The following is an 18,861-nucleotide window of genomic DNA, read 5'->3' as shown; positions in this document are numbered from 1 at the left end:
GAAGCCCCGTGTGGCCGGTACGACGGCCTGGTACGTGACCGCGTTGTTCATCTGCTCGGTGATGGTCGTCCCGCTGCTGTGGATGATCACCATCGGCCTGAAGAGCAAGACGGCGGTGTTCGACGTGCCGCCGAAGCTGCTGCCGACCGAATGGAACTGGAGCAACTTCGTCAACGGCCCGGAGGCGATCCACTTCCCGCGGCTGCTGCTGAACTCCACGATCATCACCGCGCTCAGCGTGCTCGGCGGGGTGCTGACCTCGATGATGGCCGGGTACGCGCTGGCCCGGTTGCGGTTCCCGGGCCGGAAGGTGTGGTTCTACCTGTTCGTCGGCAGCATGCTGCTACCCGGCGTGGTCGGCCTGATCCCGTTGTTCCAGCTCTACAAGAGCATCGGGTGGTACGACACCTGGCTGCCGCTGATCGTGCCGGCCTTCTTCGGCGGCAACCCGCTGTTCATCTTCCTGGCCCGGCAGTACTTCCTGGCCATCCCGTACTCCATCGACGAGGCCGCCAAGATCGACGGCGCCGGGCACTTCCGGATCTTCACCAGCGTGATGCTGCCGTTGACCAGGCCGGCCTGGATCACGATGGCGATCCTGGCGTTCCAGGCGTCCTGGAACGACTTCCTCAACCCGCTGGTCTACCTGTACTCCGCCGAGAAGTGGCCGCTGTCGGTCGGGATGGCGTCGTTCATCTCGTCCTTCGCCGGGCAGACCCCGGACTGGAGCTACTACATGGCCACCAACCTGCTGTACATGCTGCCGCCGCTGATCATCTTCTTCGCCGCGCAGCGCTACTTCATCCAGGGTCTCGGCGCTCTCGGCAGCACGAACCAGAAATAGAGGGGAACATCGGCGTGAAACGCATCCACCTTGGTACAACGTTGGCATTGGCCGGGTTGCTGACGGCAACGGCGTGCAGCGGCGGCTCGGACTCCGGCGGTACGGCGGACGGCCCGGTCACCGTGACCGTGATGACGTGGGAGTCCGTCCAGACCAACGCCGCGATCAAGAAGGCGCTGGCGGAGTTCAAGGACGACAACATCAAGGTCGAGCTGCTCGAGACCCCGAGCGGCAACTACGGCGACAAGCTGGCTTCGCTGACCCAGGCCAAGAAGCTGCCGGACCTGTTCTGGTGCGGCAACGACACCGAGCAGCAGTACACGACGCAGGGCCTGCTGGTCGACTGGACCGAGAAGATCGAGAACGGCGACGGGGACTTCAAGGCGGACAAGTTCGTCCCGTCCGCGATGGAGAACTGGAAGACCGCCGACGGCCAGATGGGCGGCCTGCCGTCGCTGATGAACGTGTCGGGCATCTGGTACAACGCGGACGCGTTCAAGGCCGCGGGCCTGGCGGAGCCGAAGGCCGGCTGGACCTGGGACGAGATGTACGCCGCCGCCGCGAAGCTGACCGGCAAGAACGGCGCGAAGTACGGTCTGGTGGCGGACCCGCTGACCGCGCTGGACGGGCCGTTCACGATGAGCACGTACTCCGTCTCGGCCGGCGGCGCGCCGTTCACCGACAACGTGAACCACCCGACAAAGGCCGAGGCGGACGCCAAGTACAGCGAGGGCGTGCAGAAGCTGGTCGACGCGATCAAGGCCGGCACCGTCGCGCCGCCCGGGTACGACGTCTCCAACGTGCAGGGACTGTTCGCGGCCGGGAAGGTGCCGATGATGTTCGGCGGGCAGTGGCTGGCCGCCGGGTTCCAGACCGACAAGCCGAAGGTGAAGTACGGGTTCGCGCCGCTGCCACAGGTCGACACCCCGGCGACCGTGTACGACGCAGTCGGTGTCTGCACGCCGTCGTACACGAAGAACCAGGACGCGACGTTCAAGGTGCTGCAGTACATCAACACCGATGTGTGGAACGCCGTACTGCCCGCCTCGCCGGTGGCGCCGCCGGCGTACACCCCGGCACAGACGAGCTACTTCGACGCGCTGACCAAGGCCCAGCAGCCGACCGTCGTCGAGACCGTGAAGGCCGGGCTGGGTGCGGAGAAGACGGTCGGCGTCCGCTACACCACCCAGTGGGCACAGCAGGTAGCCGACCTCACCACGGCCAACTACCTGCCGATCCTCAACGGCAAGAAGCCCGTCTCCGACCTCCAGGGCTACGTGGAAAAGATCAACGACCTGATCAAACAAGGCGGCTGACGTCGGGCGGCTGAGTCACACGGCTTGCCAGAGGGAGAGGGCGAAGCGGGCTTCGGAGTCGGTCCACCAGGCCGCCTCGGTGAAGCCCGCTTTGTCCAGCTCGGCGTGCACGGTGTGCGGGTGGAACTTGGCGGAGATCTCGGTGCTGAGCTCCTCGCCCGCGGCGAAGTCGACCTCGAGGTGGATCTCCGGGATCAGCACCTGCATCGCCCGCTCGGCGCGCAGGTGCATCTCGATCCACTCGTTCTCGGCGTCCCAGAGCGCGACGTGGCTGAACGCGTCCACGTCGAAGTCCGCGCCGAGCTGGCGGTTGATCACCCGCAGCACGTTCTTGTTGAACTCCGCGGTGACGCCGGCGCTGTCGTCGTACGCGGCGACCAAGGTCTTCGGATCCTTGACCAGATCGGTGCCGAGCAGCAGCCACTCCCCTGGCTCGAGGACGTCGCGGACCGAGGCGTAGAAGAGCTCGCGCTCGGCCGGTAGCAGGTTGCCGATGGTGCCGCCGAGGAACGCGACCACCCGCGGCGCGTCACCGGGCAGCTTGTCGAGGTGCGCGGTGAAGTCGCCGACCACCCCGTGGACGTCGAGGGTCGGGTAGTCGACGTTGATCGCGTCGGCGGCGTCGCGGAGCGCGGACTCCGACACGTCCAGCGGCACGAACGTCGTCAGCGTGCCGTGGTCGCGCAGTCCGTCGAGCAGCAGCCGCGTCTTCTCCGACGACCCCGAGCCGAGCTCGACCAGGGTGTGCGCCTTGGTGATCGCGGCGATCTCCCCCGCGCGGGCCTGCAGGATCTCGCGCTCGGCCCGGGTCGGGTAGTACTCCGGCAGGCGGGTGATCTGCTCGAACAGCTCGCTGCCGCGGGCGTCGTAGAACCACTTCGGCGGCAACCACTTCGGTTCTGCGGTCAGCCCGGCCCGGACGTCCTCGCGGAGGGAGCGGGCGGCGTAGTCCGGGGTCAGGTGTACGTCGATCTGGGTCACAACTGTCCTTCCATCGGCGTGATGCGCAGCGTGGTGGCGGTGGCCGCGAGCAGTGAGTGGTCCGGTACTTCGGTCCAGCCGTCGGCGCCGAACGGCTCCGAGCTGACGGTGATCGAGTCGGAGGTCTGCCGCACCCACAACGAGTGCGTCCAGGTGGTCGCGATCAGTTGTTGCCCATCGGTCGCCAACACATTCAGCCGCGACCCCGGCGCGAGCGAGTCGACCTCCTGCACGACCTCGGCAACCACGTCCGCGGGCTGCCGGCCCTCGTTCAACTGATGCCTGATCAGAGCCCACAGGAACGCCGAGTCCACGGGTGCTTCGAGCTGGAGGAGGTCGGCGACCGGGAGTCGTTCCGCGAGCTTCAGCGTGGACTCCGGCCAGCCCGGGATCCGGCCGTTGTGGCTGAACAGCCAGTTGCCCGCTTTGAACGGTGCGACCGCCGCCTCGCCGTACGGCATGCCGACGGTGCCGTTGCGCACCGCGGCGAGCACGGCGCCCGATCGGATGGAGCCGGCCAACTCCAGCAGGTTCTGGTCGGTCCAGATCGGCACGTTCCGCCGATATCTGATCGGGGTGGCGTCGGTGTACCAGCCCAGGCCGAAGCCGTCGGCGTTGACTGTGCCGCCGCCTCGCATGTCGGCGGGGGCCCAGCTCTGTTCGTAGAGGGAGTGCCTGGGCTCGAGGACGAGGGACGCGAGAGTGACCGGTGGGCCCAGGTAGGCCAGGTGGCGGCACACTAGGCGAGCTCCTCGGGGCGCGGGTCGCGGGCGCAGCGGAAGCCGGCGAAGATCTGCCGGCGGATCGGGTAGTCCCAGTTCCGGAAGGTCCCGCGCGCCACCACCTCGTCGGTCCCGAAGCTGCCGCCGCGCAGCACCTTGTAGTCGGTCCCGAAGAACACCAGCGAGTACTCGTCGTACGGGAACGCCCGGAAGCCCGGGTACGGCCGGAAGTCACTCGACGTCCACTCCCAGACGTCGCCGATCAACTGCTCGACGCCCAGCCGTGAAGCGCCCGCCGGATACGCCCCGACCGGCGCCGGACCGAGATGCCGCTGGCCGAGGTTCGCGTGCTGCGGACCCGGGTTCTCGTCGCCCCACGGGAACCGCCGCGTCCGCCCGGTGGCCGGGTCGAACCGCGCCGCGAACTCCCACTCCTCCTCGGTCGGAAGCCGCTTCCCGGCCCACCTCGCGTACGCCTCGGCCTCGTAGAAGCAGACGTGCATCACCGGCTCGTCCAGCGGCAACCGCTCCCGGTGCCCGAACCGCACCCGCCACCACTCGCCATCCGCGAGCTCCCAGAACCGCGGCCCGACCAGCGACGCCTTCTGCACGTGCGCCCACCCGTCCGCGGACCACCACTGCGGATCGGCGTACCCGCCGGCGAGCACGAAGCGCAGGTAGTCGCCGTTCGTCACCGGCGCGGTGTCGATCACGTACGGCGCGACGTGTACGGCGTGCGCGGGTCGCTCGTTGTCCAGCGCCCACGGCTCGACCGACGTACCCATCTCGAAGACACCACCTGGCACGAGCACCTCGGGCGCGGCCAGTCGGCGTCCGGACGGAGATGGCGGCGCGTCGAGCACCGGCACGCCGGCGCGCAGCTGGTGCGTCGCCAGCATGGTCTCGTCGTGCTGCTGCTCGTGCTGCGCGATCATGCCGAACGCGAAGGCGTTGTCCACCAGCTCGCGGCCGCCGTCGAACTTCACGTGGTCGAGGACGTCGAGCACCTTGTCCCGCACCTCGCCGACGTACGAACGAGTCTCGGACGGGCCGAGCAGCGGAAGTGTGGGCCGGTCGGCGCGGGCGTGCATGAACGCGTCGTACAGTTCGTCGATGTCCTGCCGGAGCGGTTCACGGCCGCCGACGTCGCGGACCAGCCAGAGCTCCTCCTGGTTGCCGACGTGGGCGTAGTCCCAGATCAGCGGGGACATCAGCCTGGAGTGCTGCTTGATCAGGTCGTCGGTGTCGACCGCGTCGGCCAGCTGGACGGTCCGCGCCCGCGACCGCTCGAGCTGCTCGGCGACATACGCCCGTAGCCCCTCGGCAGAGAGTTCAGAGAGTTGGTGGGTCATGAGGCTCGCCTTCCGTGGGTGTCGTCGACGATGCGATGGAGTCGGGTCGCGACTTGATCGCTGAGTTCGGGGGTGACGCCGGTCTGGTCCAGCACGCTTGTGCCCAGCTCGACCACTGCGCGGGCGGCGTCGAGGACGGCCTTGTCCTCGAGCCCTTCGCGCGCGGCCGGGAACCAGCGCCCGGCCGCCGGCTCGGCGGCGGCGAGCACCTGGTCGATGGGCACCGGGCCGGACATCAGAGCGGTGAGCAGGACGGTCGGGGCGATCCACCCGTCGCCGGTCTGCGCGTCGAGGTAGCGCACCTCGAGATACCCGCGCGGCCGCACCGGCGGGAACAGGGTGGACAGGTGGTACTCGAGGTCGTCGTACGTCGGTCTGTCGCCGGGCAGCTCGCCGTCCGCCCAGGCGCCGAACGTCAGCCCGGTCGGTGCGTCCCAGGAGTCGCCACGGCGGAAGCACAGCACCGGCGCCTCCATCGCCGTCCGCGCCCAGGCGGCAGCGGGGTCGCTGTCGAGCGGCGGCGGCTCGGTGAACGGCGCGCAGGTCCCGAAGGTCGCCTCGGTGCGGGCGGACGCCCAGCCGGTGTCGGCGCCGGCCCGGCGCGGCGAGTTGGCGAACAGCGCGACCAGGGCGGGGCCGAGGTCGTGCAGGGCTCGCCAGCGCAGAGCGGTCTGATCCGGTTCGCCGGCGTCGAGGCAGATCTGCAGGCCGGCCGTGCTGCACATCATCCGTGGACCGTGCGGGCCGAGCCGCTGGAAAGCGGCCTCCATCGCGGCGTACCGCGGGACGGTCAGGATGCGGCGGGGGGCGCGGAAGGCGTCCAGGCCGTGATCGCCCGGGACGAGCCCCGCGTCGAGAAGGAGGGAGGTCAGTTCGGCCGCGTCGGCGGCGGTGTCGTCGATCAACCGGGGGATCGATTCCACGGCGGGACCGGAGAGCTCCACCTGGCCACCCGGTTCCACCGTGACCAGAGCACCCCGGCCGAGAGGCAGCTGCGGGCTGCCGCGGACCAGGGTGGCGGGCGCATGATCGCCCAGGGCCTTGCTGAGTCGATCGGCGTCGAGGGGCCGCCGCGGATCCTCCGCGTGATGCACGGTCCACTCCAGCTCGACACCGTGCAGTAGCGGAGGACCATGCTTGAAACAGACCATCGCGACGAACCCCTCCGCATCGGCCCGAGAGCCGATCGGAGTCGTCGCCGGGGCACCACCGGGCGAGGCCACGTCGTCGAACCTAGCCCCGGACCACCGGCCGGACAACCGACGGCAGGTTACCCGTCAGTGACGCCGGACACGCTGAAAAAGTCATGCCGGCCATCGTGCCCGGCCCCACCGACATTTTCCTTCCCCACCACCCCACCGCCCCGGTCAGGCAGTTTTGAAGTCACCGAAAACGAGGGCAGGTCGTGCAGGCTTTGATGTTGGGCAGCGCGTAGTAGTAGCAACACGAGATGCGCAGTTTGTCCTCGAGCGACACGTCGAAAGCCGCGGCCGCCCGATCCGCGTACGGCGCCTCCTCCGGCATCCGGATCGCCTGCCGGAGCTCGTCCTTCACCGCCCCGAACCGCTGCAGCGAGCCGAGCTTCACCTCGGGCCGGTAGGACTCCAGGAACGCAGTCGTGTGCTTGCTGAGCTGTGCGGCCGCCTCGTCGACGGTGACGACCTGATCCGTGAGCAGCGCGACCTCGAACGGGTAGTGCGCCGTCGGATGCCGCCGGAAGGCCAGCGACCCCGGCGATACGTCCGGTGACATGCCGGTCACCGCGGTAGCGACTCCGGCGATGATCGACGGCACCTGGACGTACCACATCAGCGTGATCATGGCCGCGATCCGCACCGGCGGCTCGATGGCGTACTCGCGGGCGTAGTCCTCCCGCACCGTCTTCCGCCACCCGTATGTCGGGTCGCCACCGGCCTGCTGCTCCGCGACCACGTCCGCGCACGACACCCACTCCGGCCCCGGCACGGCGTCCGCGACGCGCACAGAGACCCACGCCACCGCGTCGTCCACGATGGCGGCCAGGCGATCGACGGAGTACGTCACCCGGCCAGCCTACGGTCGGGTACGACGACCGGCGCGCCCCCGACCTCCACCACGGTGGCCTGCAGCCCGAACACATCGTCCAGCAGTTCCTCGGTCAGTACGTCGACCGGCCGCCCCTCAGCCGCGATCCGGCCATCCCCCATCACCACCAGGTGGTCGGCGTACTGGGCCGCCAGAGTCAGGTCATGCAGTACGGCGACCACAGTCCGTCCGGACGCAGCAGCCGCGTGCACGACGTTCATGACGTCGACAGCGTGAGCCAGGTCCAGGTACGTCGTCGGCTCGTCGAGCAGCAGGTGTTGCGTACCCTGCGCCAGCACCATCGCGATCCACACCCGCTGCCGCTGCCCACCGGACAGTTGGTCCACCGACCGCTCGCGCAGCTCGGTCAGCTCGACCGCTGCCAGCGCCTCGTCGATCGCTGCGTCGTCCTCAGCGGTCAGCCGGCCGAACAGCCCCCGGTGTGGATGCCGACCACGCGACACCAGCTCCGCTGCGGTGATCCCTTCAGGCGTGACCGGCCCCTGCGGCAGCACACCGAGCTGCCGGGCCAAGTCGCGAGCCGGCAGCTTGTGGATGTCCTTCCCGTCCAGCAGCACCTGACCGCTCTGCGGAGTCAGCAGCCGGCTCATCCCACGCAGCAGTGTCGACTTGCCGGACCCGTTAGGCCCGACGACAGCAGTCAGCCGCCCAGCCGGCACCTCCAGCGTCAACCCGGTCACCACCGGCGCATCAGCGCCGTACGCGAGGGTGATGTTCTCTACGTGCATTAGCGTCCCCTCTGCTGGCGACCGATGAGATGTAGCAGGTACGGCGCGCCCGCCGCGGCCGTGACCACGCCGACAGGCAGCTCGTACGGCCCGACCTGCAGCCACTGCAACCCGTTCCGGGCCAGCAGATCCGCCAGTACGACGAACAGCGCGCCGAGCATCGCAGTCGTCAGCAACGGCGGCCGCTCCATCCGGGTCAGCCGCTGCGCGATCTGCGGCGCGACCAGCGCGACGAATGCGATCGGCCCAGCACCTGCGGTCGCCATAGCGGCCAGCACGGTCGCGATGACCAGCAACGCGAGCCGGATGCGGGCCACGCGCACGCCTAGCGACGACGCGACATCGTCACCGAGCACCAGCGCGGACAGGTCCCGGTTGAACATCATTGCTACTGGCAAGAGCAACAACACGGCCAGTCCGACCGGTACGGCGTCGCTCCACGCGCGGGCGTTAAGCGAACCGGCCAGCCACGCCGCAGCGCGACCCGCGTCGTTGACGTCACCGATCACCAGCAACCAGGCGACGAGCGAGTTGGCCGCGGCTGCGACACCAACGCCGATCAGCACCACTCGCCCCGCGTCGACCACGCCACGCTGGATCGACAACGCGCCGACGATCAGCGTAGCGAGCAGTCCGCCCAGTACGGCGGCCAACGGGATGCCGACCTTTGCTGCGACGCCGGAGATGTTCCCGCCACCGGTGCCGGCGAGGACGATCACGGCGACCGCGCCGGCGGACGCACCTGAGTTGACGCCGACGATCTCCGGGCTGGCGAGTGCGTTGCGCGACAGGGTCTGCAGCAGCGCACCTGACACGGCGAACGCGATGCCGACGAGCAGACCAGTCGCTACCCGAGGCAGGCGGAGTTCCAGGACGACCAGTCTGGTGCCGCGGCGGCCTCCGCCGAGCAGTACCTCGACCACATCCGCGACCGGGAGCTTCGTCGTACCGACACTCAAGGACACCAAGGCCACCACGACAGCCAGGGCCGCGAAGAGAACGCTCAGGAAGACAGTCCGCGACTTCACAAGGCCACCGCACGACGTCTGACGACAAGGACGAACAAGGGCGCTCCGACGATGCCTAGCACCACACCGGCCTGCACCTCACCGGCACCACCGACCAAGCGACCGACCAGGTCCGCCATCACCAGCGACATCGCACCGATCAGGCCCGCTGCCGGGATCAGCCAGCTGTTGCGGGCGCCGAACATCCGCCGCGCGACGTGCCCCGCGAGCAGTCCGAGGAATCCGATCGGACCGCACGCTGCGACTCCCGCCGCGGTCAGCAGGCCGATCGCCGCGAGCCCGACCAGTCTGGCGCGACGGATGGACAACCCGAGCCCCGCGGCCACGTCGTCACCGAGCGCCAGCAGGTCCAGGTCGCGGGCGTTGACTGCGGCAAGGAGCAGACCGACCACAGCGAACGGCAGCACCTGACCAGCGACGTCCAGCCCGCGACCGGCCACCGAACCGACCGCCCAGAAGCGATAGCTGTCCAGCGTGTTCGCGTCGAGCAGCACGATCGCGGACGTCGCCGCACCGAGCATCGCGGCCACCGCGGCGCCTGTCAGCGCCAGCCCGACCGGCGACGCACCACTCCCCCGCGATGCGAGCCGCTGCACCCCGAAGGTCGCGAGCAGCGCACCCGCGAGCGCGACCCAGACCGTCGACGCCACCGACTCGACCAGACCGAGCTGCAGCCCGAGTACGACGGCGAATGCAGCGCCCGAGCTCACTCCGAAGATCCCCGGCTCGGCCAGCGCGTTCCGCGTGTGGCCCTGCATCAACGCACCGGCGATGCCGAGGCAGGCCCCGATCAGCACGGCGACCACAGTGCGTGGGAAGCGCAGGTTGCGGACGATCACGTCGGCGTCGGTGCCGGTGTTCGAGATCAGCGCGTGCCAGAGCGCGCCCGGACCCAGCCAGCGGGAGCCGAACGCAAGGCTGGCCGCGAACGCCAGCACCAGGATCGCGACCAGGAGCAGCAGCGCGCCGGTACGCCGTACCGGAAGTGCGACAGGGACAGCGGAGCGCATATGGTTAGGGTTGCCTTACTTCACTGAGGTGGTGAGCCACCTTAACCTGCGTCCTTGTCCCCCTGGAGAACACCCGTGCGTCTGACCCGCCTGACCGCCCTGTTCGCTGTCGCCGCCCTCGCCCTGACCGGGTGCGGCGGCTCGTCCGACGAGGAGCCATCGGCCGCCGCCGGCTCGGATGCCGGCTTCCCGCGCACCGTCGAGCACGCGATGGGCACGACCGAGATCCCGGCCAAGCCGAAGCGCGTCGTCGCCCTGGACGCGAGCTTCGTCGACGCCACGCTGATCCTGGACACCCCGGTGGTCGGCTACACCGACTACCGCAGCATCAACGGGAAGCTGCCGGACTACCTCGGCGAGGACCGGACGGCGTACGGGTCGGAGGCGCAGGCCGTCGGCACGCTGGCCGAGCCGAACCTGGAGAAGATCGCCGCCCTCGACCCGGACCTGATCATCACCGCGAAGGTCCGGCACGAGAAGCTCTACGACCAGCTGTCCGCGATCGCGCCGACGGTGATGTCGGAGACCACCGGGCCGACCTGGAAGGACAACATCCGGCTGGAGGCGAAGGCGCTCGGCCAGGAGGAGCTCGCTGAGCAGGAGCTCTCGGCGTACGAGAAGGCGGCCAAGACCGTCGGCGACGCGATCAACGCCAAGGCGGGCGACCCGACCATTTCGATCGTCCGGTTCGTCGACGGCCCGACCCGGCTGTACCAGAAGAAGAGCTTCTCCGGCATCGTGCTGAAGGACGCCGGCCTGGCCCGGCCGAAGTCGCAGGACGTCGAGGACTTCGCGCTGGAGATCAGCCCCGAGCGGATCAAGGACGCCGACGGCGACGCGATCTTCGTCACCGAGTACGCCGACGAGAAGGGCCTGAGCGCCAAGACCGCCGCCCAGTTCAGGGCCAACCCGCTCTGGACCCCGCTGGCCGCCAAGGTCCACGAGGTCCCCGACCTCACCTGGATGACCGCCGTCGGCCTCCAAGGCGCCTGGGTCATCCTCACCGACCTGGCCAAGACCTTCGACGTCCCGGCCCCGGCAAAGGCGTGACTGTGTGATGGCCCGCCCGGGCGGGCCATCACCTCAGATGACCTTGAACTGCACGGCCTTCGTCCCCTTTGCTCCGGCGTCGGTGAGACCGGAGACCGACAGCTGATAGATCCCGGCGACCTCGAGGTACCCGGGCTGGAAGTAGAACGTGGTCCCGCCGCAGGTCTCGGTGCGGGTGGACTTGATCACCGTCGACCCGCGCTTCAGCTCCCAGGTCAGGTAGCACCCCCTGGTCAGGTACTTGCCGGTCTCGTCGTAGACCACCGCCGCAGCGTGCGGAAACGATCCGGCCCGGTACTCGTCCGGCCCGATTTTCCCGTTGCGCCCCAGCTCCACGGTGATCGCCAAGCTACCCGGCGGCGGCGTCTCCACCGTCGGCGTGGTGCTGGGGCTGTCCGGACCCGTGGTCGGGCTCTCCGTGACCGTCTGGGTGACCGTGCTGGTGGCAGTGACGGTTTCGGTCGCGAAGATGGTGGTCGGTGCCGGCGCCGGGTTGATGCTGGAGGGCAGCGCGCCGGTCTGGCCGAGGAAGATGGCCAATGCCGCGCTGACGATGGCGCCGAGCGCGGTGATCATCGCGATGAAGGCAGGATGCCGGTGCCAGCCCTCCTTCTGCTGGTCCGGTTTTCCGGCAGGCGTGCCTGTCTTGGTCTGGCTCACTGTGGTTCCCCCCACGTGATACGTCGTACTCGATGGCCCCCCGGCCACCGGTGTGATGCTCAACCATGGACCAAAACCGTGACTGCGTCCACAGCGGAGAGTGACCGGCGTGCGCGCTCGATAAGGTCGGGCGTATGACGGCGCTGGAGCGGTGGCATGTGGGTGCGTGGACGACGCGTGGCACCCGGCCCGGCGAGCCGGGGCGGACCCGAACGCTGGACGAGCTCCACTTCGATGTCGTCGGGCTGGCGCGCATCCTCGGGCGGCGGTTGGCGGGGCGGGACGAGTTGCAGGTTCGGCTGTGGCAGAACGAGCTTCGGCCTACTCATACGCGGCTGTGTGGTGTGCAGACGCTGGCCGATCCGGACAACGCGCGGCTGCTGCAGGAGACTGCCGAGGAGGCGCTCGCCTGGTTGGTTGAGCGAGCGCCTGCCGGGTACGAGTTCGTGCTGACGGACGCAGTAGAGCTGCGGCCGCTGCTGGACCTGGACGCTGATGTTGTCGCGGTCGACGCCGTCATTCAGCTGGCCGCGACGGACCTGCCGGCCGCACGTCTGGCCGCGTCCCACGTACGGCGCTCGTCGACGGGCGTCTGGTACGCCGGTGACGCGGTCTGCAACTGGTCCGGTCCGCACGACACCGCCGACGCCGCGGTGGCCGCCGTACAAGCGGCTCGCTCGGACCTCGTCGAACAACTACGGGCAGCCGGTCGCGACGACCTGGCCGACACAGCTGACCGCTGGCCGCCTGTCCCTAGGTGAACGTGGCCACGAAGTAGCCGACGCCGTACGGCGCCGCGTGGTAGGCGAGATTGCCGGTCAGCCCAGACTCCAGGACACCAGCGAGCACCTGCCAAGGCGCACGCCCGGCCGCCTGGAGCTCGGCGGCAAGGTCGGGATCGAGAGCAGCCAGTACGACGGAGTCGGCGGCACCCAACGCGGTCGCGACCGTGGTGTCGAAGATCTCCGCCCGTGGATGCAGGTGGACCGGAGAGTGCTCACTGCGCCGAGCCGAGCCGTCACCCATCACCAGCAACCCGATCCGATCGTTGCCTGCCGCAATCTCCCGGCCGAGCTGCACGCACTGCGCAGGCGAGGTGGCGCTGGAAACGGCGAGGTAGGAGCGTGGCAGCCCGGCGGCTTTGGTCTGTTCGACCAGCCAGGCACCCATGGCCAAGGACAGCGGTAGCACCGCGTCACCGGCCCCGACCCGCACGCCAGGCGCACCGTAGGCGCCGAAGGACCCACCGGCGGAGCCATCGTAGGAAACGGGCCCGACCGATGTCGTACCGGCCGGAGCCGAGCCGAGAACCAGCAGCCGATCCGCTGCGGCCAGTTGCTCGATCGCTGTCAGACAGGCAGCGCGCAGGTCGTCCAGCTCTCCTGCCGCACCGGATGCGACCTCTGGGACGAGCAAGGGCGGGTGCGGGCAGACCGCAGCACTCACTACTGGCACGCTCACCCCTCCCGGAGGTAGCGGAGGAACACATACCCGTCGTCCGCCGTCAGCACGGTCTCCAACTTCATCCGCCGGGTCAGTGTCGTCTCCGGGCCGGCTGTGATCCGCCCGGCGCCCGGACCCGCCAGCAGCGGCGCCAGCGACAGGCACAGCTCGTCGACCAGGTCCACCTCGGTCAGCGACCCCAGCAGGTGCGGACCGCCCTCGCACAGGATCTGCGGCATCCCCCGCTCCCCCAACTCCTTGACGACCGCGGTCAGATCGACCTCGGCCGCTCCCAGTACCAGGACGTCGGCCACCTCGCCCAGCGCCTCGCGGCGTTCCGGCGGGGACGCGGAGTGCGTGACCACGATCGGCCGCACCGCCGACTGGAAGATCGGGTTCACCGGGCTCAGCTCGAGCCGCGACGAGACCACCACGAGGGTCGGGTTCTCCGGCAGGCCGGACGCCCGCCGCCACTCGCGGCTCGCCGCCGACAACCGCAGCGGGTTGTAGCCCTCGTCCCGGATCGTCCCGGCGCCGACCATCACAACGTCGGCCAGCATCCGGATCCGGCTGAACAACCGGCTGTCCGAGTCACTCGACAACGCCTTGGACTGGCCGTCGATCTCGACCGCGCCGTCCAGGCTGCTGACGAAGTTCGCGCGCAGGTGTGGCACCGAGCGGTCGGCCGGCTCGTAGGCCGCCGCCAGGTCGGCGTCGCTGAGGTCTTCCAGTCGGCGCATCAGGTCAGGCTCCTTCAGGCGAGGCTTCGTCGGGTTCCGGCAGGCTGACCGGTGCCCCGCAGTACGGCGATCATGTCGAGCGCCTGCCGCGCGGCCGGCACGTCGTGCACGCGGAAGACCCGGGCGCCCAGCCAGGCGGACACGCTGAGCGCGGCCAGCGTCCCGTTGCCGCGCTGCCCGGGTGGCAGCTCCAGGGTCTCGCCGATGAAGTCCTTGTTCGACACCGCGACCAGGACCGGCCAGCCGGTGGCGGCCAGCTCGTCCAGGCGGCGGGTCAGTTCGAGCGACTGCAGGGTGTTCTTGCCGAAGTCGTGGGTCGGGTCGATCAGGATCCCGTCCGGCCGGACCCCGGCGGCGACCGCGCGGTCGGCGAGGGCGGTCGTCGTACGGATCACGTCGGCGACCACGTCGTCGTACGCCATCCGGTGCGGGTCGGTGCGCGGCGAGAGGCCGCCGACATGGCTGCAGACCAGTCCGGCGCCGAACTCGGCGGCGGCCCCGGCCACCTCCGGGTCCGCGCCCGCCCAGGTGTCGTTGATCAAGTCCGCGCCCGCCTCGGCGACCTGGCGGGCGACACCGCTGCGGTACGTGTCGACGCTGATCACGAGCCCGGGGTGCCGGGACCGGATCCCGGCGACGAAGTCCACGGTCCGGCGAAGCTCCTCGGCCTCGCTCACGGGTTCGCCGTACCCGGCCTTGACGCCGCCGATGTCGACCAGGTCGGCGCCGTCGGCGACCGCCTTGTCGATCGCCTCGTACGCCGCTTCGGTCGCGTACGTCGCGCCGCGGTCGAAGAACGAGTCCGGGGTCCGGTTGACGATCGCCATCAGCGCGAACTCGCCCTCGCCGAACGTCCGGCCGCCCAGCCGCAGTACCCCGCGCTCCGCCATGGGCCGACTCTACGTGGCCGGCCGCCAGGCCCCACCACTGCCCAATCCGCCACATATCCTATAGGATTCGACGCGTCAGCCCGCCCACCGCAGCAGATCGGGTCCTCATGCCACGATTCACCGAGTTAGAGACGTACGACGTCCGCTTCCCCACGTCGCTGGACCTGGACGGCTCCGACGCGATGAACACCGACCCGGACTACTCCGCGGCGTACCTGATCCTGCGGACCGACGCCGAGGACGGGCTGGAAGGGCACGGGTTCGCGTTCACCATCGGCCGCGGCAACGACGTCCAGACCGCGGCGATCGAGGCGCTCCGCGACCACGTCATCGGACTCGACCTCGACTCGACGCTGAAGGACCTCGGCGGGTTCTGGCGCTCGCTCGTGCACGACTCGCAGCTGCGCTGGCTCGGCCCGGAGAAGGGCGTCATGCACATGGCGATCGGCGCCGTCGTCAACGCCGTGTGGGACCTCGCCGCCAAGCGGGCCGGCGTCCCGCTGTGGAAGCTGCTGTCCGACCTGACCCCCGAGCAGATCGTCGACCTGATCGACTTCCGGTACCTCACCGACGCGCTGACGCCCGAGGAGGCGCTGGAGATCCTGCGCGCCGCCGAGTCCGGGCGGGCCGAGCGGGAGACGTTGCTGCGGGAGCGCGGTTACCCGGCGTACACGACGACGCCCGGCTGGCTCGGGTACGACGACGCCAAGCTGGTCCGGCTCTGCCACGAGGCCGTCGCCGATGGGTTCACCCAGATCAAGCTGAAGGTCGGCGCCAACCTGGACGACGACGTACGGCGGATGCGGCTGGCCCGCGAGGCGGTCGGCCCGGACATCCGGATCGCCATCGACGCCAACCAGCGCTGGGACGTGGCCGACGCGATCACGTGGGTCAAGGCGCTGGCGCCGTACGACGTCTGGTGGGTCGAGGAACCGACCAGCCCGGACGACATCCTCGGGCACGCGGCCATCGCGGCCGGGATCGCGCCGATCCGGGTCGCGACCGGCGAGCACGTGCAGAACCGGGTGGTGTTCAAGCAGTTGCTGCAGGCCGGCTCGCTGTCGGTCCTGCAGCTCGACTCGGCCCGGGTCGCCGGGGTGAACGAGAACATCGCGATCCTGCTGCTGGCCGCGAAGTTCGGTGTGCCCGTGTGCCCGCACGCCGGCGGGGTCGGGCTGTGCGAGCTGGTGCAGCACCTGTCGATGTTCGACTACGTGGCGGTGAGCGGTTCGGCACAGGACCGCGTGATCGAGTACGTCGACCACCTGCACGAGCACTTCCTCGACCCGGTCGTGATCAAGGACGGGCACTATGTCGCGCCGCTGAAGCCCGGGTTCGGGGCCGAGATGGATGCTGAGACGCTCTGTGACTACCGGTACCCGAGTGGCAAGATCTGGACCGACCTGACCAAGGAGGGCAAGTGACCGACTTCGCCGGCCTGAAGGCCGTGGTGACCGGAGGTGCTTCGGGGATCGGCCTCGCGGCCGCCACGCTGCTGGTCGCGCGGGGCGCCCAGGTGGTCGTGTTCGACCTCAAGCCTGACGTCTCCGAGCCGCTGACCGGGATCGCCGCGGACGTCACCGACGACAGCTCGGTCCGGGACGCGGTCGCCGCAGCCGCGCTGCAACTCGGCGGGATCGACATCGTGGTGAACAACGCCGGCATCGGCGCCCAGGGCACGGTCGCGGCCAACGACGACGAGGAGTGGCACCGCGTCCTCGACGTCAACGTGGTCGGCATCGCCCGGGTGACCCGGGCCGCGCTGCCGTACCTGCGCAAGTCGTCGGCCGCCGCGATCGTCAACACCTGCTCGATCGCCGCCACCGCGGGTCTGCCGAACCGGGCGCTGTACTCGGCGTCGAAGGGCGCCGTACTGGCTCTGACCATGGCAATGGCCGCGGACCACGTGCGCGAAGGCATCCGGGTGAACTGCGTGAACCCTGGTACGGCGGACACGCCATGGGTCGGCCGCCTCCTCGAAGTCGCCGCGGACCCGGCGGCGGAACGGGCCGCACTCGAGGCCCGCCAGCCGATGGGGCGCCTGGTCTCGGCCGACGAGGTAGCTGCCGCGATCGCGTATCTCGCCAGCCCGTTGTCCGGTTCCACGACCGGTACGGCGCTCGCCGTCGACGGCGGGATGCAGAACCTTAGGCTTCCGGCGGCGCGGTCATGAAACTGTTTCCAGCGGATCAGCGGGTCGGCCTCGGTGGGGCGCCGATCGGGAACCTGCTCGGCGAGGTGAGCGAAGCCGACGCCGTCGCCACAGTGAACGCAGCCTGGGACGAAGGCTGGCGGTACTTCGACACCGCGCCGCACTACGGTCTCGGGCTGGCCGAGGAGCGGCTCGGCCGCGGCCTGGCCGGGAAGCCGCGGGACGCGTACGTGCTGTCGAGCAAGGTCGGGCGGATCATCTACACCGCCGACGATGCCGCCACCGACGACGAAGGTTTCGCGATCAACTCGAATCGTCGCCGGCGCTGGGACTTCTCGCGGGACGGCGTTCTGCAGAGCATCGAGGACTCGCTGCGCCGGATCGGCACCGACCGGCTCGACGTGGTCTTCGTCCACGACCCCGACGACCACTACGACGAGGCCGTCGGCACCGCCTTCCCGACCCTGATCGAGCTTCGCGACCAGGGCGTGATCGGCGCGATCGGCTCCGGGATGAACCAGAGCGCGATGCTCACCCGGTTCGTCCAGGAGGTCGACATCGACGTGATCATGCTGGCCGGCCGCTACACCCTGATCGACCCCGACGGCCTCGACGACGTCCTGCCCGCCTGTGTCGCCAACGACGTCCAGATCGTTGCCGTAGGCATCTTCAACTCCGGCCTCCTCTCCCGGCCCCGCCCCGCCGCCGATGCCACCTTCAACTACGCTCCCGCCGACGCGTCGCTGCTGGACAAGGCCAACAAACTGGCCGACGTCTGCGAGTCCCACGGCGTCACTCTTCCCGCCGCGGCCCTCGCCTTCCCGCTAGCGCACCCCGCCGTGGCCGGCCTGGCCGTAGGCTGCCGCACCCCCGCCGAAGTCCACACCAACGCCGAGCTGGCCCGAACGGAAATCCCAGGTGGCCTCTGGTCCGACCTGAAATCCACCGGCCTCCTCCGCGAGGACGCCCCCACGCCCTGAGCTCAGGCGGCTGGTGGACGGCCGAGGTGGCGGGGGAGGAACTCGTTGTCGAGGCCGATCCAGCGGATGGTGCGGTGGTCGCCTGGGTTGGCGTGGAGGGTTTTCTCCTGGGTGGCGAAGGCGTCGAACAAGGTGATGCCGGACTGACGGTCGACGTGTTCGTCGTCCCACGGGAGCAGGAACTGGATCGGGACGGTGATCCGGCGGGCGGCTTCGAGTTGTTCGTCGTACACGAAGAAGCCGCCACCGAAGATGGCGGCTGAGATGCGGGAGTCGGTCGCCGTGAGCGGTACGCCGATCGCCGTGCCCAGCGAGATGCCCCCGCCGTACCCGATCGGTGCTTCGGTACCGATCTCGGGCAGCTCCTGGAGTGCGTCCAGAGTCGCCTGCCATTCGGGTACGGCGCGCTCCGCAAGCGAGATCGCGAAGCGGATGCTGACCGCCTTGAAGCGTTCGTGGTCGCCGTCCGTCAACGCCTGCCGGAGGTCGAGGCGGGCCTGCTCGTCGTCCGCGGTACGCGGCCGTTCGCCGTGCCCTGGCGCGTCGATGGCGGCCACGTTGTAGCCCCACTGCGTGACTGCATCGCGAGCACGCGCCACCTGTGCAGGCGTCTTCTTGTGCATGCCGCCGCCGTGCCCCATCAGCACCAGCGGCGCATGCTCGAGACCAGCTGCTGGCGACCAGAGTACGCCGGGGACGTCGCCCACCATGAAGTCACGCTCGACGACACCGTTCGACGATGCCTCGTTGGTGAAACGCAAAGAATGCATGGGAATTGCCTTTCGGGAGTGCCAAGTGGTCCGGCGCTCCCGGCGACCCCTACGTCAATCGCCGACCGTGGCGACGAGGGGGAGCACCCACGTACGTACAACCTTCATGG

At 69.6% G+C, this 18,861-nt stretch carries 20 protein-coding genes; 7 read left to right on the top strand and 13 right to left on the bottom strand.

Annotation, left to right across the window (positions count from 1 at the left end; genetic code table 11):
* The first annotated feature begins 10 nt into the window (after positions 1-10).
* Positions 11-844, top strand: coding sequence for a carbohydrate ABC transporter permease (locus tag ACIBGM_RS35165; RefSeq protein ID WP_396387991.1), 834 nt, complete (start codon positions 11-13; stop codon positions 842-844).
* 47 nt (positions 845-891) lie between these two features.
* On the top strand, positions 892-2,160 hold the full coding sequence (locus ACIBGM_RS35160) for a sugar ABC transporter substrate-binding protein (RefSeq protein WP_360532884.1): 1,269 nt from the start codon (positions 892-894) through the stop codon (positions 2,158-2,160).
* 15 nt (positions 2,161-2,175) lie between these two features.
* Here ACIBGM_RS35160 and egtD read toward each other — a convergent pair whose 3' ends face one another.
* The 8 genes from egtD to ACIBGM_RS35120 form a co-directional block, all read right to left on the bottom strand.
* Complete coding sequence (egtD, locus tag ACIBGM_RS35155; protein ID WP_396387990.1) at positions 2,176-3,141, bottom strand: L-histidine N(alpha)-methyltransferase; 966 nt, start codon at positions 3,139-3,141, stop codon at positions 2,176-2,178.
* The gene (gene egtC, locus ACIBGM_RS35150) at positions 3,138-3,881 is read right to left on the bottom strand and encodes an ergothioneine biosynthesis protein EgtC (protein ID WP_396387989.1); all 744 of its coding nucleotides are present in this window, start codon (positions 3,879-3,881) and stop codon (positions 3,138-3,140) included. Before egtC ends, egtD begins: the two co-directional genes overlap by 4 nt.
* The gene (egtB, locus tag ACIBGM_RS35145; protein WP_396387988.1) at positions 3,881-5,215 is read right to left on the bottom strand and encodes an ergothioneine biosynthesis protein EgtB; all 1,335 of its coding nucleotides are present in this window, start codon (positions 5,213-5,215) and stop codon (positions 3,881-3,883) included. The genes egtC and egtB overlap by 1 nt, the downstream gene beginning before the upstream one ends.
* Complete coding sequence (locus tag ACIBGM_RS35140) at positions 5,212-6,207, bottom strand: glutamate-cysteine ligase family protein (protein ID WP_396388043.1); 996 nt, start codon at positions 6,205-6,207, stop codon at positions 5,212-5,214. The genes egtB and ACIBGM_RS35140 overlap by 4 nt, the downstream gene beginning before the upstream one ends.
* A gap of 391 nt (positions 6,208-6,598) precedes the next feature.
* Positions 6,599-7,258 carry a (2Fe-2S)-binding protein gene (locus ACIBGM_RS35135; protein WP_360532870.1) on the bottom strand — a complete coding sequence of 220 codons (660 nt, stop codon included), beginning with the start codon at positions 7,256-7,258 and terminating at the stop codon, positions 6,599-6,601.
* Positions 7,255-8,028: an ABC transporter ATP-binding protein gene (locus ACIBGM_RS35130; protein WP_396387987.1), complete on the bottom strand. Its 774-nt coding sequence runs from the start codon at positions 8,026-8,028 to the stop codon at positions 7,255-7,257. The genes ACIBGM_RS35135 and ACIBGM_RS35130 overlap by 4 nt, the downstream gene beginning before the upstream one ends.
* On the bottom strand, positions 8,028-9,056 hold the full coding sequence (locus tag ACIBGM_RS35125; RefSeq protein WP_396387986.1) for a FecCD family ABC transporter permease: 1,029 nt from the start codon (positions 9,054-9,056) through the stop codon (positions 8,028-8,030). The genes ACIBGM_RS35130 and ACIBGM_RS35125 overlap by 1 nt, the downstream gene beginning before the upstream one ends.
* Positions 9,053-10,066 (bottom strand): FecCD family ABC transporter permease, encoded by a 1,014-nt coding sequence (locus ACIBGM_RS35120; RefSeq protein ID WP_396387985.1) that lies wholly within the window; start codon positions 10,064-10,066, stop codon positions 9,053-9,055. The genes ACIBGM_RS35125 and ACIBGM_RS35120 overlap by 4 nt, the downstream gene beginning before the upstream one ends.
* Positions 10,067-10,141: 75 nt before the next feature.
* Between ACIBGM_RS35120 and ACIBGM_RS35115 the strand changes: the two genes are divergently transcribed.
* Complete coding sequence (locus ACIBGM_RS35115; RefSeq protein WP_360532858.1) at positions 10,142-11,116, top strand: iron-siderophore ABC transporter substrate-binding protein; 975 nt, start codon at positions 10,142-10,144, stop codon at positions 11,114-11,116.
* A gap of 33 nt (positions 11,117-11,149) precedes the next feature.
* On the opposite strand, the gene ACIBGM_RS35110 is transcribed toward ACIBGM_RS35115, so the two are convergent.
* Positions 11,150-11,776: a hypothetical protein gene (locus tag ACIBGM_RS35110; protein WP_396387984.1), complete on the bottom strand. Its 627-nt coding sequence runs from the start codon at positions 11,774-11,776 to the stop codon at positions 11,150-11,152.
* A gap of 134 nt (positions 11,777-11,910) precedes the next feature.
* Between ACIBGM_RS35110 and ACIBGM_RS35105 the strand changes: the two genes are divergently transcribed.
* A complete protein-coding gene (locus tag ACIBGM_RS35105) occupies positions 11,911-12,537 on the top strand; it encodes a hypothetical protein (protein ID WP_396387983.1) in 627 nt (208 codons plus the stop codon).
* Here ACIBGM_RS35105 and ACIBGM_RS35100 read toward each other — a convergent pair.
* From ACIBGM_RS35100 to folP, 3 genes are read right to left on the bottom strand one after another with little or no spacing between them, the layout of a single operon-like run.
* Entirely contained in the window at positions 12,530-13,231 is a 702-nt protein-coding gene (locus ACIBGM_RS35100) for a class III extradiol dioxygenase subunit B-like domain-containing protein (protein ID WP_396387982.1), read from the bottom strand. The two genes, ACIBGM_RS35105 and ACIBGM_RS35100, sit on opposite strands and share 8 nt — an antisense overlap.
* A gap of 2 nt (positions 13,232-13,233) precedes the next feature.
* Complete coding sequence (locus ACIBGM_RS35095; protein ID WP_360532847.1) at positions 13,234-13,959, bottom strand: pyrimidine reductase family protein; 726 nt, start codon at positions 13,957-13,959, stop codon at positions 13,234-13,236.
* A 14-nt stretch (positions 13,960-13,973) separates the two neighbouring features.
* Positions 13,974-14,849, bottom strand: a complete 876-nt coding sequence (gene folP, locus ACIBGM_RS35090) for a dihydropteroate synthase (protein ID WP_396387981.1) — start codon at positions 14,847-14,849, stop codon at positions 13,974-13,976.
* A gap of 107 nt (positions 14,850-14,956) precedes the next feature.
* Between folP and ACIBGM_RS35085 the strand changes: the two genes are divergently transcribed.
* From ACIBGM_RS35085 to ACIBGM_RS35075, 3 genes are read left to right on the top strand one after another with little or no spacing between them, the layout of a single operon-like run.
* Positions 14,957-16,273: an L-fuconate dehydratase gene (locus tag ACIBGM_RS35085; RefSeq protein WP_360532841.1), complete on the top strand. Its 1,317-nt coding sequence runs from the start codon at positions 14,957-14,959 to the stop codon at positions 16,271-16,273.
* On the top strand, positions 16,270-17,022 hold the full coding sequence (locus tag ACIBGM_RS35080) for an SDR family NAD(P)-dependent oxidoreductase (protein ID WP_396387980.1): 753 nt from the start codon (positions 16,270-16,272) through the stop codon (positions 17,020-17,022). The genes ACIBGM_RS35085 and ACIBGM_RS35080 overlap by 4 nt, the downstream gene beginning before the upstream one ends.
* Positions 17,019-17,981, top strand: coding sequence for an aldo/keto reductase (locus ACIBGM_RS35075; RefSeq protein ID WP_360532835.1), 963 nt, complete (start codon positions 17,019-17,021; stop codon positions 17,979-17,981). Before ACIBGM_RS35080 ends, ACIBGM_RS35075 begins: the two co-directional genes overlap by 4 nt.
* 2 nt (positions 17,982-17,983) lie before the next feature.
* On the opposite strand, the gene ACIBGM_RS35070 is transcribed toward ACIBGM_RS35075, so the two are convergent.
* Positions 17,984-18,751 (bottom strand): alpha/beta hydrolase, encoded by a 768-nt coding sequence (locus ACIBGM_RS35070; RefSeq protein WP_396387979.1) that lies wholly within the window; start codon positions 18,749-18,751, stop codon positions 17,984-17,986.
* Positions 18,752-18,861: the final 110 nt, after the last annotated feature.

It is taken from the genome of Kribbella sp. NPDC050470 (genome assembly GCF_044458365.1).
Classification (GTDB): Bacteria; Actinomycetota; Actinomycetes; order Propionibacteriales; family Kribbellaceae; genus Kribbella.
This window is presented reverse-complemented; position numbering and strand designations above follow the sequence as displayed.

What these genes read in the sequence shown, in the direction of transcription:
- ACIBGM_RS35075 (WP_360532835.1), top strand. Translation starts at nt 17,019, where the DNA reads ATGAAACTGTTTCCAGCGGATCAGCGGGTCGGCCTCGGTGGGGCGCCG.
- ACIBGM_RS35085 (WP_360532841.1), top strand. Translation starts at nt 14,957, where the DNA reads ATGCCACGATTCACCGAGTTAGAGACGTACGACGTCCGCTTCCCCACG.
- ACIBGM_RS35130 (WP_396387987.1), bottom strand. Translation starts at nt 8,028, where the DNA reads ATGCACGTAGAGAACATCACCCTCGCGTACGGCGCTGATGCGCCGGTG.
- egtB (WP_396387988.1), bottom strand. Translation starts at nt 5,215, where the DNA reads ATGACCCACCAACTCTCTGAACTCTCTGCCGAGGGGCTACGGGCGTAT.
- ACIBGM_RS35120 (WP_396387985.1), bottom strand. Translation starts at nt 10,066, where the DNA reads ATGCGCTCCGCTGTCCCTGTCGCACTTCCGGTACGGCGTACCGGCGCG.
- ACIBGM_RS35070 (WP_396387979.1), bottom strand. Translation starts at nt 18,751, where the DNA reads ATGCATTCTTTGCGTTTCACCAACGAGGCATCGTCGAACGGTGTCGTC.
- ACIBGM_RS35105 (WP_396387983.1), top strand. Translation starts at nt 11,911, where the DNA reads ATGACGGCGCTGGAGCGGTGGCATGTGGGTGCGTGGACGACGCGTGGC.
- ACIBGM_RS35095 (WP_360532847.1), bottom strand. Translation starts at nt 13,959, where the DNA reads ATGCGCCGACTGGAAGACCTCAGCGACGCCGACCTGGCGGCGGCCTAC.
- folP (WP_396387981.1), bottom strand. Translation starts at nt 14,849, where the DNA reads ATGGCGGAGCGCGGGGTACTGCGGCTGGGCGGCCGGACGTTCGGCGAG.